Genomic DNA, 12,287 nt, shown 5'->3' on the forward strand with positions numbered 1-12,287 from the left:
GAGACAGGATAGGCGGGAGATCGATGTGAGATCTTGCGGATTTTCGTGAACCGTCGCGGCGCGATCGCCGTCATGCGGACGCGACATCCATGATGATTCCCGCCCAGGTTCGGGACGGCTGTTGAGGAGTACGACATGGTCACCATGAGGTGGGTCACCGGCGCGGCGATGCTGGCCTGCGCCAGCGCGCTGGTGGCGTGCCAGGGCGGTGCGGATCCGACGCCGGGCGCCGCGGCGGGCACGCCGACGCCGTCGGGTGCCGTGACGGGCACCCCGACGCCCACGGCAGCGCCGCCGACCACGTCGGCGGCGGCGGCGACCGACCCGCTGCTCTCCGGCAAGCGGGAGATCACGATCACCCGGGTGCGGGGGTCGGGGGAACCGTTGGAGATCAGCGGGCGACTCGAGGAGGGCAACGACAGCGGCGGTCGCATCCTGTTCGTACCGACACCGATCGGCGGCGACCGGTACGTGATCAGGGCATACGGCACCAGGGACGGCCACCCCGCGAACGACGATCCGTCCTGCTGGCAGGTCAACGGCCTGGACATCGAGCCCGAACTGACCATCGGGGTCGCCGTCTGCGACCAGGACGACCCGATCCAGCGGTTCACCATCATCGCCAAGGGCGACGGCACGTACGCGATCGGCAGCGAGACCCGATTCCTCCAGCACCTCCCCGGCAACGGCCTCATCCTCAAGGAGTTGGGCAACGCCAAGCTGAACACCACGTTCCGGTTCGCCGACAAGGGCCCGGCCGACCGCGAGCCCCTCAACTGACCACGATCGACTGTGGGCCGTGCCGTGGTCACGGCCACCGCAGCAACCGCTGCGCGATCAGTGCCTCGCGGTCCTCCTGCCCCTCGGGTCGCAGCCGACCGCCGCGGGTGAGCATCACCACGCCGTGCAGCAGGCTCCAACCCACCTCGGCGAGGGTGTCCGGGTCCCGCCCCTCGGCCAGCGGGGTCAGGGCCGCCCGCAGTTCGGCGAAGACCGCCCGCGGCGCGGCCGGCACCCCGTCCACGCCGAGGGCCAGGTCGGGGGTCAGCGCGAGCATCGCGTCATAGACCTCGGGATTCGTGTACGCGAAGTCGAGGTACGCGGTCGCGACCGCCGGCCATACCCCCTCCGGGCTGCCGGTGGTCTCCGCGTGCGCCTCGGCGAGGTCGGCCGCCAGATCGGCGAAGGCGCACACCGCGACCGCGGCGATCAGCGCCTCCAGATCGGCGAAGTGCCGATAGATGTCGCCCATGTCGATCTCGGTTCGTTCGGCGAGCCGCCGGGTGGTCACACCCGCCCAGCCCTCCGTCTCGGCCAACTCTCGCGCGACAGCGACGATGAGGTCACGCCGGTCCTGTTCAGTGGCCTTCTCGGCAGGTCCGGGCACGCCCACGAGCGTAAGCGCGCACACCTGCCGTAGCGGTCGGGTGACAGATTGGCGACTGTTGTGGTGGGGCGAGCTCTCATCGGCGCAGGGTGGTCGCCCGCCGCATGTGCGACAGCTTCTCCGGGTTACGCACGGCGTAGACCCCGCTGATCAGGCCGTCGTCGATCCGCAGCGCGAGGACCGTGTCGACAGCGCCGTCGAGCCGCAGAATCAGCCCCGGGTGGCCGTTGACGTGGGTGGGGTGCAGCGACATGGTCGCGGTCCTGGCGTGTGTGCTGCACAGCAGACGGGCCACCTTGTCGGCCCCGGCGACAGGCCGCAGCACGGCCTGCTTGATGCCGCCGCCATCGCCGAGGAGCACGACATCCGGCGCGAGGACGTCGAGCAGGCCCTGCACGTCGCCGGTTTCGACGGCCCGCCGGAACGCGTCCAACGCCCGCCGCGTGTCCGCCGCCGAGACCATCCCCCGGGGCCGGCGCGCGGCCACGTGCGCCCGCGCCCGATGCGCGATCTGGCGAACGGCGGCGGGACTCTTGTCGACCGCCTCGGCGATCTCGTCGTACCCGATGTCGAAGACCTCGCGGAGGACGAACACCGCCCGCTCGGTCGGCGCGAGTGTCTCCAGCACCAGCAGCATGGCCATCGAGACACTCTCGGCGAGTTCGACGTCGTCGGCGACGTCGGGTGCGGTCAGCAGCGGTTCTGGTAACCAGGAGCCGACATAGGACTCTCTGCGCCGACCGACCGACCGCAGCCGGTTGAGCGACAGTCGCGTGGTGATCCGGACCAGGTAGGCACGCTGGTCGCGCACCGCCGCGAGATCCGCGTCCGCCCACCGCAGCCAGGTCTCCTGGAGTACGTCCTCCGCGTCCGTTGCCGAGCCGAGCATCTCGTACGCGACGGTGAAGAGCAGGTTCCGGTGGGTGACGAACGCGTCGACGGCCCGGTCCCCCCGACCGTCCGCGTTCATGTCTTCGCCTCCCGCGTCCATGCGCCCTCCAGTCTCACCGAGCTCGACCGCGTCGCCCACCAGACACCGGCCTTGCGACTTCTGTGACACCGAGCTTCCGTGCTCCTCGTCACGTGACGAACTGTCACAGGGCACCGGCCGGCGGTGTCTCCTGTGCGACTCGTTACGGAGGGAAACTCATGGACCTGGCACTGTGGATCGCGGCCGGACTGTTGGCCGCAGTCGCCCTGGCCGGCGGCATCACCAAGACATTCGTACCCAAGCAGAAGTTGGCCGCACACAACGGCGGCGGGTGGACCGGCGACGCCAGCGTGCGCTTCGTCAAGACCCTCGGGGTCCTCGAACTCCTGGCCGCGATCGGCCTCATCCTGCCCGCCGTGCTCGACATCGCACCGGTGCTGGTGCCGGTGACCGCCATCTGCTGGGTCCTGCTGATGATCGGCGCGATGATCACCCACCTGCGTTACGGCGAGGCGAGGTTCATCGTGCTGAATCTGATCTACCTCGCGATCGCCGCCTTCGTGGCCTGGGGCCGCCTCGGACCCGAGCCCTTCAGCGGCTGACCTGAGCCCGCTCCTGCCCCGGCTGGCCGGCGGTGCCCCGCTGCCCTTGCGCGATGACGTCGCGGACCGCGCTGCGGAGACGCACAGGGCGCGGAACTGCCGGGGCGGCGCGGCGCTCAGGAGGTCGCGGCGGCGGGGAAGCCGTCGGTGAGCACGCCGATCACCCGCTGGATCCGGTGGTCCGCCGTCGGGTCGGTGGGGCCGGTCAACGCGACGTGGTGCAGCACGCCGACCACCGCCAGGGCCAGTGTGTCGGTGTCGGCGTCGGCCGGCACGCGCCCGCGGGTCTGCTCGGCGGCCAGGTAGGCGGCGACCGCGCGTTCGATCCCCAGCAGCCCCGACATCCCACTGCCCAGGACCGCCTCGACGTTCGCCGTCAACTCCGGCCGGAACGCGGTCAGCCGGGTCAACGCCGTCAGCGTGCCCAGCGGTGTCGCCAGGACGGCCTGGCGCAGGTTGTCGGCGACAGTGCCGGACCCGGCGCGCTCCGGCAGGCCGGCCACCTCGCCGGTGATGTGGAAGACGCGGTCGACCGCGAACCCGGTCAGGAAGTCGTCGAAGTTCGCGAAGTGCGCGTAGAGCAGGCCGGTCGCGACGCCGGCCTCGCGCGTCACGGCCCGGCCGGTGAGCCGGCTCGGGCCCTCTTCGACGACCAACCGCTCGACGGCAGCGAAGAGCTGCTGTCTGAGCGCTGGGATGGCGACTCCGCGCGGCATGGCTGAAGTCTAGGCGGTTCCGCTGCCGTCGTTTGCGTCGGTATGAACAGTCGCTCATACTGGTTTGAGCAGATGCTCATTCTAGCGACGAGGTGCTCGATGCGACGTGCGGTGATCGTGGGTGCGGGGATAGCCGGATTGGCCACAGCCCTCCGACTCCACCAGGACGGATGGCAGGTCCTCGTGGCCGAACGGGCTCCGGCCCGGCGCAGCAGCGGCTACCTGGTCAATCTGATCGGGCCGGGCTACGACGCCGCCGAACGCCTCGGCCTGCTCCCCGCGCTCTCCGCCGCCGACCTGGGCCCGTTCACCACAGTGCTCGTCCACGCCGACGGTCGGCCCAAGTTCACAGTGCCGTCCGCGATCGCCGAGGCCGCACTCGGCAAGCGGGCCCTCTCGGTGTTCCGCGGCGACCTGGAAGCCAGCCTCTTCGAAGCGGTGCGGGACCGGGTCGACATCCGCTTCGGCACCACCGTCACGTCCGTCGAACAGGACACCGACCGCGTACGCGTGGAGTTGAGCGACGGCACCACCGAGCAGGCCGACCTGCTGGTGGGTGCCGACGGGGTGCACTCCACCACCCGTACCGAAGTGTTCGGCCCCGACTTCCGGGTGGACCTCCCGTACCTCGTGGCCGCCTTCCCGCTGCCCCACCCGGTGCCCGGCGTGCCCGAGTCGTCCGCCACCACCCACATCGGTCCCGGGCGCACCGCGGCGATGATCAACCTGGGCCCGCAGCGGTCGTCGGCGTTCTTCACCTACCGCAGCGCGGAGCCCGCCACCGACCTGCGACAAGGTCCGGTCGACGCGCTGCGGGCCGCATTCGGAGATCTGGCGGGTGGCGTGCCCGACGCTATCGACCATCTTGCGCAGGACCCGGCCAGCGCCTACTTCGACGCCGTCAGCCAGGTGGTCATGCCACGCTGGAGCACCGGCCGCGTCGTCCTGCTCGGAGACGCGGCGTGGTGCGTGACGCTCTTCGCCGGACACGGCGCGGCCCTCGCCCTCGCCGGCGCCGACCACCTCGGCACCGCCCTGCGACGGCACGCCGACGACCTGCCGGCAGCACTCGCCGAGTGGGAGGCCGGACTACGCCCCGAGGTCGGCAAACGACAGGCACTCGCCCGCCGGGGCATGGCCCAGTACGCGCCACCCAGCCGATTCCACGTCTGGATGAGCGACCTGACCATCAGGGCGGTCACCCTGCCCGGCATCAGCAATCTCGTCCGGCGAGGTATCGAACGGGCGAACCGCTGAGCGGTGCCCCGCGTCACATCGGTTGACTTGAAGCGCTTCAAGTTGGGGACGCTTCATCCATGGCAGCGACGAGGGAAGGCCGGGAACGGGCGGAAGGGCCCCTGACCATCCAGGAGATGGCACAGCGGTCGGGCTTCAGCGAGCCGACGCTGCGCTACTACGAGAAGGTCGGCCTGCTCGGTGTGGTGCCCCGCGACGACAGCAGCGGCCACCGCCGCTACCACAGCCCACTCGCCGAGCGGGTCGACGCCCTCGCTTGCCTGCGGTCGTCCGGAATGGGCGTCGCGGACATGCGCCGGTACCTGACGCTGCTCGACGCGGGCGACCGGGCGGCCGCCGCCGAACAGCGCGACCTCTTCGCCCGGCACGCCGACCGGCTGTCCGCCGAGATCGAGCGGCTACGGACACGCCAGGCGTACCTGCGCGCCAAGTCGGACATGTGGGATGCCCGGCACCGAGGCGACACCACTGCCGAGACCCGCGCGGTCGAGCAGGTGCAACGCGCCCTCAAGGATTTCTGAGCAACGATGGGAAACACCATGTCGAACGATCTTCAACTACGTTCCACCGACGATGCAGTGGTACTGGTGACCGGTGGGACAGGTCATCTTGGCGGGCACTCCGTCTCCCGACTGCTCGACGAGGGCTACCGGGTGCGGGTCACCGTCCGCGAGCCGGGCCAGAGCGACGAGGTGCTCGACCGGGTCCGGCAGGCGGGCACGAACCCGGACGGCCGGGTCGAGTTCCGCACCGCGGCCCTCTCCGCCGACGAAGGCTGGGCCGAAGCGGTAGCCGGAGTGCGGTACGTGCTGCACCACGCGTCACCGTTCCCGTTCATCCCACCCGAGAACGACGACGAGGTGATCCGGCCGGCCCGCGACGGAGCGCTGCGCGTCCTGCGGGCCGCCCGCGAGGCCGGGGTACGCCGGGTGGTGCTGACCTCGTCGTACGCGGCGGTGGGCTACACCGTGAAGCCCGACGGCCGCTACACCGAGGCGGACTGGACGAACGTGGACGACGACATCCCGGCGTACCACCGCTCGAAGACGCTCGCCGAACGCGCGGCCTGGGACCACGTCCGGAACAACGGCGGCGTCGAGCTGAGCGTCGTCAACCCGACCGGCATCTTCGGCCCCCTACTCGGATCGCGGGTGTCCGCCTCCACCGGCCTGGTGCAGGCATTCCTGCAAGGGGCGATGCCGGTCGTACCCCGGATGTACTTCGGGGTGGTCGACGTCCGGGACGTGGTCGACCTGCACCTGCGCGCGATGCTGCACCCGGACGCCGCCGGCGAACGGTTCATCGGTGTCGGCGGGCCGTCGATCAGCTTCCTCGATCTGGCGACGATGCTCGCGCGGCACCTGCCGAGCCTGGCCGATCGGGTGCCGACCCGGGAGTTGAGCGACGACGAGGTCCGGGAGGCCGCAAAGACGGAGCCGGCGCTCCGCGAGGCCGCCGCCCTCCAGGGTCAGGTGCCGGTGATCAGCAACGACAAGGCCTGTAGCGTCCTCGGCTGGCGGCCCCGTCCGGTGGAAAGCACCATCACCGACACCGCCGACAGCCTCATCAAGCTCGGCGTGGTCACCACCTGACGCAGCCCACGCCAGCGATTCGCCGCACCCGCATGATCGTGCTCGATCCATGGTGTAGTGGTGTCGCTGGCGCTGGGAGGCCACTAGATCCTGGATCGAGCACGATCATGTCGGGGCCGGGCGCCTCGTCAGCTACCTATTGATCGAACAACGCCTTGATGCCATGGGTCTTGAGCAGTTCGGGCACGGGGTCCACGGAGCGCCGACGGCCGGGGCGCCAGATGCGCCCCACATTGATGGACGCGTTGGGCCCCGGCACGTCGTAGGGACCGCCTCGGGGGTTGACCGCCAGGTTGGCCCCCCACATCCCCTGGTCCACCCAGCCCATGCGCTCGATCTCATCCCAGGCGTACGAACGCCGCAAGCCTTTGCGATCGCGGACCAGCAGCCCCAGGTCGTCAGCGAACACCGCGTTTCGTAAGCGCTGGAAGGCGACAATGGTCGACCCGGCGCCAAAGACCAGGGCGGGCCAGCTGAACAGGTCGAAGAGCACCCCGACAGCGATCATCACGAGCAGGATCACGCCCGGTATCGCAATGCCGGGCCAGACCCGCGACTGACCGAGGACCTGCAACTCGCCCACCGGCTTCACCGACTCCGACTCCCCCATGGCCGATCACGATAGTGAATGGCCCACACATAGGTGCCCTGCGCGAACTGCCCGCCGCCCGCAAGATCCGCGCACTTTCCCTGATGTTGCTGCCTTGGACCGCGCCGAGACAGCAGCATCAGGGAAGTTGCGCCGATCTTGCGACAGCGCGCGGGCAGCGCGCTCGGGGCGGGGCGGGGGCCGAGGGCGGGCAGCGCGCTCGGGGGTCAGCGGCGGAGGGTGAGGATCAGGTCGGCTACCAGGGCCGTCCAGCCGGTCTGGTGCCAGGCGCCCAGGCCGGCCCCGTTGTCGCCGTGGAAGTACTCGGGGAAGGCGATCAGGTTGCGCCAGTCCGGGTGCGTCTGGAACATCTGAGCGGCACCGTAGATCGGCCGTCGACCCCAGTCGTCCTGGGTGAAGAGCGAGATCAGCCGGGCGGAGAGGTCGTCGGCGATCTCGTCCAGGGTGTGCTTCACCCCGGAGCGGGTCGGGTACTCCACCTGGAGGTCGTCGCCGAAGAACGCCGCGTAGTCGCGCAACGCGCTGATCAGCAGGAAGTTCGTCGGCATCCAGATCGGACCGCGCCAGTTCGAGTTGCCCCCGAACAGTCCGCTGGTCGACTCGGCAGGCTCGTAGCCGACGGAGAACTCCTGCCCGCCGAGGTTGACCGAGAACGGCTTGTCCAGGTGCGCGCGGGACAGCGTACGGAGGCCGAAGTCGGAGAGGAACTCGTCCGGGTCGAGCATCCGGGCGAGCAGGCGGACCACCTGCTCCGGGCCGACCATGGACAGCAGTCGCTGCTGCCGGCCGTCGGGGCCCAGCCGGCGGGTGCCGATCACCTGCGCGTACTCGGGGCGGTTGGTGAGGAACCAGCGCAGCCGGGCGCCCAGTTCCGGTAGGTGGTGCAGGGTCCGGGCGGTGAGCCGGGTGGTGGCGGCCAACGGCAGCAGCCCGACGACGGAGCGGACCTTCAGCGGCACCTTCGTGCCGTCGGCGAGGCGCAGCACGTCGTAGAAGAAGGCGTCCTCGTCGTCCCACAACCCCTGCTCGTACGCGGCGGCGGCGATGTACGCGAAGTGCTCGAAGAACTTGGTGGCGGTGTCCACCCAGGTCCGGTCGTGTTCGGCGAGCACGATCGCGATGTCCAGCAGGTTGAGCGCGTACATGCCCATCCAGCCGGTGCCGTCGGACTGCTCCAGCACCCCGGCGACCGGCAGCGCCGCCGAGCGGTCGAACGGCCCGACGTTGTCCAGCCCGAGGAAGCCGCCCTCGAAGACGTTGTTGCCGCCGGTGTCCTTGCGGTTGACCCACCAGGTGAAGTTGAGCAGCAGCTTGTGCATCACCCGGGCGAGGAACTCGTAGTCCCGGCCGCCGTCGATCTCGAACACCTTCAGCGCCGCCCACGCGTGCACCGGCGGGTTCACGTCACCGAACGCCCACTCGTACGCCGGGATCTGCCCGTTGGGGTGCAGGTACCACTCGCGGAGCAGGAGCAGGATCTGCTCCTTGGCGAAGCCCGGGTCGACCCGGGCGATGCTCACGCAGTGGAACGCCAGGTCCCAGGCCGCGTACCAGGGGTATTCCCACGGGTCGGGCATGGAGATGACGTCGAAGCTGGTCATGTGCCACCAGGCGCTGTTGCGCCCGTGCCGACGCCCGGCCGGCGGTGTCGAGCCCGGGTCGCCGTCGAGCCACCGTTTGACGTCGAAGTGGTAGAACTGCTTGCCCCACATCAGCCCGGCGATTGCCGTCCGGGCGACCAGCGCCTCGTCGGGGGTGGCGGCCGGCGGGATCACTCCGGCGAAGAAGCGGTTCGCCTCGGCCCGCCGCGCCCACACCACGGCCTCGAAGCCGTCACTGAGGTCGGCCGGGGGCGGCGGCGCGGCGGCCGGCGGCGACGCGGTGCGCGTCAGCCGCAACCGGATCTGGCGCTGCCCGCCGGCCGGCACGTCGAGCACGTAGTGCAGCGCCCCCTTGGTGCCCTCCCGGGCCGGGTTGACAGTGGCCGCGCCGTTGACGACGTGGTCGTTGATGCCGTCCTTCGGGTACGGGGAGCGGCCGGGCAGGCCCCAGAGTCGTTCGGCGTTGGTGTCGTTGTCGCAGAGCAGCGGCACCGGGCCGCCGTCGCCCTCCAGCAGCAGTTGGCCGAACACCCGGTGTTCGCCGACGAGGCGGGTGCCCTGGCCGGTCAGCCGGGGGATCCGGTCGCCGCCGGGCAGACCCCAGGACCAGGTGTTACGGAACCACAGGGTGGGCAGGACGTGCAGGGTGGCCGCCTGGTCGCCCCGGTTGGCGACGGTCACCACCATGCAGAGGTCGGTCGGGGACGCCTTGGCGTAGTCGACAGTCACCGCCCAGTACCTGTCGTCGTCGAAGATCCCGGTGTCGACCAGCTCGTACTCGGTGTCGTCGCGGCCGCGCAACGCGTTCATCGCGACGAGTTCGTCGTACGGGAAGGCGGCCTGCGGGTAGTGGTAGCGCCAGCGCATCCAGGAGTGGGTGGGCGTGGAGTCCTCGTACCACCAGTACTCCTTGGCGTCCTCGCCGTGGTTGCCGCTGTCGCCGCCGAGGCCGAACATCCGCTCCTTGAGGATCGGGTCCTTGCCGTTCCAGAGGGCGAGCGCGAACGCGAAGGTCTGTCGGTCGTCGCAGACGCCGGCCATCCCGTCTTCATTCCACCGGTAGGCTCTGGACCGCGCATGGTCATGCGGGAAGTAGTCCCAGGCCGTACCGTGCTCGCTGTAGTCCTCCCGTACCGTCCCCCACGCCCGCTCGGACAGATAGGGACCCCATGCACGCCAGTCCTGCTCCCCCGAGTCGGCCTGGGCGAGCCGGAGCCGCTCAGCGTCGGGTGGCGAGGCGTCGGAGGACGATCGGTCAGTGATCACGTGCACATCTTTGACGTCGCCGCGGTACTTGACCACAGCGGCCATTCTCGTCGTGGCGTGTTACACGTTGCCGCCGGTGGAGGAAACTTGATCGACATTCGGTTCGGCCCGCAGGTCTGCGGCGATCTGACCAGCGCGGCCAGCCGGGAGTGGCTGGTCCCCGACGGCCTCGGCGGCTACGCGATGGGCACCGTCGGCGGGCTGCGGACACGTCGCTACCACGGCCTGTTGGTGGTTCCCGGCGAAACGCCGGCGTCCCGTCAGGTGGGACTTGTGAGTCTTGATCCGGCGGTCACCCTGCCGTCCGGCGCGCGGGTCCGCCTCGGCGCGCACGAGTGGGCCTCCGGCGACGTGGACCCGCGCGGCTTCGAGCTGTTGGAGCGCTTCGACCTGGTCGACGGGCTACCCCGGTGGCGGTGGCGGATCGGCGCGGTGGTCATCGAACGGGAGCTGGCCATGCTGCCCGGCCGCTCCTGCGTCGCAGTGGTGCACCGACTGGTCGCCGGTGGTCCCGTGCGGCTGGAGCTGTCGGCCGCCTGCACCTGGCGGGACGCGCACGGCGAACGGCGGGCCGACGGCCCGGTCCCGCAGGTCGAGGCGGTGGCCGACGGCGCGGTGGTCGAGGGCGCGTACCGGCTCGCCGGCCCGGGCTGGACGCCCGAGGGGCAGTGGTGGCTGGGCGTGCACCACCGCGAGGAGGCCAACCGTGGTCTGAACGCGGACGAGGATCTCTGGTACGCGGGCCGCTTCACCGGCGAGCTGGAACGCCCCGGCGACACGGTGTCGGTGCGGGCCTGGGCCGGTCGGCTCGACGAGGAGCCGCCGCCGGGCACGGAGATCGTGGCGACGGCCCGGCGGCGCAACCGGCGGGTGGTGGCGACGGCGAAACCGGCCGACGACGTGGACGGCACCCTGGCGCTGGCCGCCGACGCGTTCGTGGTGCGCACCGACCAGGCGGCGGTCGACGTGGTGGCCGGGTACCCGTGGTTCGGGGCGTGGTCGCGGGACACGATGATCTCGTACGAGGGGCTGCTCCTCTGCACGGGTCGCGCCGACGAGGGTCGGGAGCTGCTGCGGGCGTACGCGGCGACGCTGTCCGAGGGGATGCTCGCCAACACGGCCGACACCGGTCGGGTGGAGTACAACACCGTCGACGGCACGCTGTGGTTCCTGCACGCGGTGAGCCGGCACGTCACCGTCACCGGCGACACCGACCTCGGCGACGAGCTGCTGCCGGCGCTGCGCACGGTCATCGACGCGCACACCGCCGGCACCCGGTACGGGATCCGGGTCGACCCGGCCGACGGGCTGCTCACCCAGGGCGCCGCCGGCACCGCGCTGACCTGGATGGATGCCCGGGTGTACGGGGTGCCGGTCACCCCGCGGACCGGTAAGCCGGTCGAGGTCAACGCGTTGTGGATCAACGGGTTGGCCGGGCTCGCGGAGCTGGCCGAGCTGGCCGGGCAGGACGCCGACGAGCTGTGGCGACTCCACCGGCAGGCCACCGCCTCGTTCCGGGAGCGGTTCCCGGCCCCGACCGGCTGGCTGCACGACGTGCTGGACGCGCCCGCGCCGGCGTACCCGTTGGGTGGCGCCGCGGTGCACGACGACGACGCGTTGCGTCCCAACCAGCTGCTGGCCTGGTCGCTGCCGTACGCGCCGATGGAGCCGGACGAGGCGACGGTGCGGCGGGTCGGGGGCGGTCTGCTCACCCCGCTCGGGCCGCGCAGTCTGGCCCCGGATTCCGCCGAGTTCGTGGGCCGGCACCGGGGCGGCCCGGCCGAGCGGGACGGGGGCTACCACCAGGGCACGGTGTGGCCGTGGTTGCTCGGCCCGTACGTGGACGCGGCCCGCCGGGGGAAGATGTCCGTCGATGACGTTTTCGTCGGCATTGAGGCTCATTTGATGGAATATGGGTTAGGCTCAGTTAGCGAGACGGCAGATGGCCTCGCGCCGCACACCGCTACCGGGTGCCCGTTCCAGGCATGGTCGGTGGCCGAACTGCTGCGGGTGCGACGAAAGAGCCAGTAGCGCTTTACACGACCGCAACGGTGGTGTCGCCGCTGGTTATCGCGATCCCGGCAGGATTGGCCTCGATCCAGACGCGACGGCGACATCAATTCGGTGTCGGTCGGCGCGCGCCCGGGGACAATTCAAAGGGGGCCGCATGTCACTCGATGCCCACGTGATCGACATCAACCCCGCCCGACAGCTGCGGGTGCTGATGCTCTCCTGGGAGTACCCGCCGGTGCTCGTCGGCGGCCTCGGCCGACACGTGCACGCCCTCTCCGTCGCCCTCGCCGCCGCCGGCCACGAAGTCACCGT

Annotated in this window: 12 protein-coding genes; 7 read left to right on the top strand and 5 right to left on the bottom strand. The window is 70.8% G+C overall.

Annotation, left to right across the window (positions count from 1 at the left end; genetic code table 11):
- Window positions 1-135 precede the first annotated feature (135 nt).
- A complete protein-coding gene (locus tag ABZU43_RS22390) occupies window positions 136-780 on the top strand; it encodes a hypothetical protein (RefSeq protein ID WP_355008413.1) in 645 nt (214 codons plus the stop codon).
- A gap of 28 nt (window positions 781-808) precedes the next feature.
- On the opposite strand, the gene ABZU43_RS22395 is transcribed toward ABZU43_RS22390, so the two are convergent.
- Window positions 809-1,387: a TetR/AcrR family transcriptional regulator gene (locus ABZU43_RS22395; RefSeq protein WP_355008414.1), complete on the bottom strand. Its 579-nt coding sequence runs from the start codon at window positions 1,385-1,387 to the stop codon at window positions 809-811.
- A 76-nt stretch (window positions 1,388-1,463) separates the two neighbouring features.
- On the bottom strand, window positions 1,464-2,357 hold the full coding sequence (locus ABZU43_RS22400) for an RNA polymerase sigma-70 factor (RefSeq protein ID WP_355008415.1): 894 nt from the start codon (window positions 2,355-2,357) through the stop codon (window positions 1,464-1,466).
- Between the two features lie 179 nt (window positions 2,358-2,536).
- Here ABZU43_RS22400 and ABZU43_RS22405 point away from each other — a divergent pair, with 179 nt between their 5' ends.
- On the top strand, window positions 2,537-2,920 hold the full coding sequence (locus tag ABZU43_RS22405) for a DoxX family protein (protein WP_355008416.1): 384 nt from the start codon (window positions 2,537-2,539) through the stop codon (window positions 2,918-2,920).
- A 116-nt stretch (window positions 2,921-3,036) separates the two neighbouring features.
- On the opposite strand, the gene ABZU43_RS22410 is transcribed toward ABZU43_RS22405, so the two are convergent.
- Entirely contained in the window at window positions 3,037-3,636 is a 600-nt protein-coding gene (locus ABZU43_RS22410) for a TetR/AcrR family transcriptional regulator (protein ID WP_355008417.1), read from the bottom strand.
- 99 nt (window positions 3,637-3,735) lie between these two features.
- Here ABZU43_RS22410 and ABZU43_RS22415 point away from each other — a divergent pair, with 99 nt between their 5' ends.
- From ABZU43_RS22415 to ABZU43_RS22425, 3 genes are all read left to right on the top strand, one after another.
- Window positions 3,736-4,893 carry an FAD-dependent oxidoreductase gene (locus ABZU43_RS22415; protein ID WP_355008418.1) on the top strand — a complete coding sequence of 386 codons (1,158 nt, stop codon included), beginning with the start codon at window positions 3,736-3,738 and terminating at the stop codon, window positions 4,891-4,893.
- Window positions 4,894-5,009: 116 nt separating this feature from the next.
- Window positions 5,010-5,414 (top strand): MerR family transcriptional regulator, encoded by a 405-nt coding sequence (locus tag ABZU43_RS22420; protein ID WP_355008419.1) that lies wholly within the window; start codon window positions 5,010-5,012, stop codon window positions 5,412-5,414.
- A 66-nt stretch (window positions 5,415-5,480) separates the two neighbouring features.
- Window positions 5,481-6,485, top strand: a complete 1,005-nt coding sequence (locus tag ABZU43_RS22425; RefSeq protein ID WP_355008420.1) for an NAD-dependent epimerase/dehydratase family protein — start codon at window positions 5,481-5,483, stop codon at window positions 6,483-6,485.
- 136 nt (window positions 6,486-6,621) lie between these two features.
- Here ABZU43_RS22425 and ABZU43_RS22430 read toward each other — a convergent pair whose 3' ends face one another.
- Both ABZU43_RS22430 and ABZU43_RS22435 read right to left on the bottom strand, forming a co-directional pair.
- On the bottom strand, window positions 6,622-7,095 hold the full coding sequence (locus tag ABZU43_RS22430) for a hypothetical protein (protein WP_355008421.1): 474 nt from the start codon (window positions 7,093-7,095) through the stop codon (window positions 6,622-6,624).
- Between the two features lie 206 nt (window positions 7,096-7,301).
- Window positions 7,302-10,007, bottom strand: a complete 2,706-nt coding sequence (locus ABZU43_RS22435; RefSeq protein ID WP_355008422.1) for a glucosidase — start codon at window positions 10,005-10,007, stop codon at window positions 7,302-7,304.
- Between the two features lie 42 nt (window positions 10,008-10,049).
- On the opposite strand from ABZU43_RS22435, the gene ABZU43_RS22440 reads away from it, so the two are divergent.
- On the top strand, window positions 10,050-11,993 hold the full coding sequence (locus ABZU43_RS22440; RefSeq protein WP_355008423.1) for an amylo-alpha-1,6-glucosidase: 1,944 nt from the start codon (window positions 10,050-10,052) through the stop codon (window positions 11,991-11,993).
- Between the two features lie 136 nt (window positions 11,994-12,129).
- On the top strand, window positions 12,130-12,287 hold a 158-nt coding region (locus ABZU43_RS22445; protein ID WP_355008434.1), incomplete at its 3' end, for a glycogen/starch synthase.

This window comes from Micromonospora sp. NPDC005205, from assembly GCF_040608275.1.
Classification (GTDB): domain Bacteria; phylum Actinomycetota; class Actinomycetes; order Mycobacteriales; family Micromonosporaceae; genus Micromonospora.

What these genes read in the sequence shown, in the direction of transcription:
- ABZU43_RS22405 (WP_355008416.1), top strand. Translation starts at nt 2,537, where the DNA reads ATGGACCTGGCACTGTGGATCGCGGCCGGACTGTTGGCCGCAGTCGCC.
- ABZU43_RS22435 (WP_355008422.1), bottom strand. Translation starts at nt 10,007, where the DNA reads ATGGCCGCTGTGGTCAAGTACCGCGGCGACGTCAAAGATGTGCACGTG.
- ABZU43_RS22415 (WP_355008418.1), top strand. Translation starts at nt 3,736, where the DNA reads ATGCGACGTGCGGTGATCGTGGGTGCGGGGATAGCCGGATTGGCCACA.
- ABZU43_RS22420 (WP_355008419.1), top strand. Translation starts at nt 5,010, where the DNA reads ATGGCACAGCGGTCGGGCTTCAGCGAGCCGACGCTGCGCTACTACGAG.
- ABZU43_RS22410 (WP_355008417.1), bottom strand. Translation starts at nt 3,636, where the DNA reads ATGCCGCGCGGAGTCGCCATCCCAGCGCTCAGACAGCAGCTCTTCGCT.
- ABZU43_RS22400 (WP_355008415.1), bottom strand. Translation starts at nt 2,357, where the DNA reads ATGAACGCGGACGGTCGGGGGGACCGGGCCGTCGACGCGTTCGTCACC.
- ABZU43_RS22430 (WP_355008421.1), bottom strand. Translation starts at nt 7,095, where the DNA reads ATGGGGGAGTCGGAGTCGGTGAAGCCGGTGGGCGAGTTGCAGGTCCTC.
- ABZU43_RS22390 (WP_355008413.1), top strand. Translation starts at nt 136, where the DNA reads ATGGTCACCATGAGGTGGGTCACCGGCGCGGCGATGCTGGCCTGCGCC.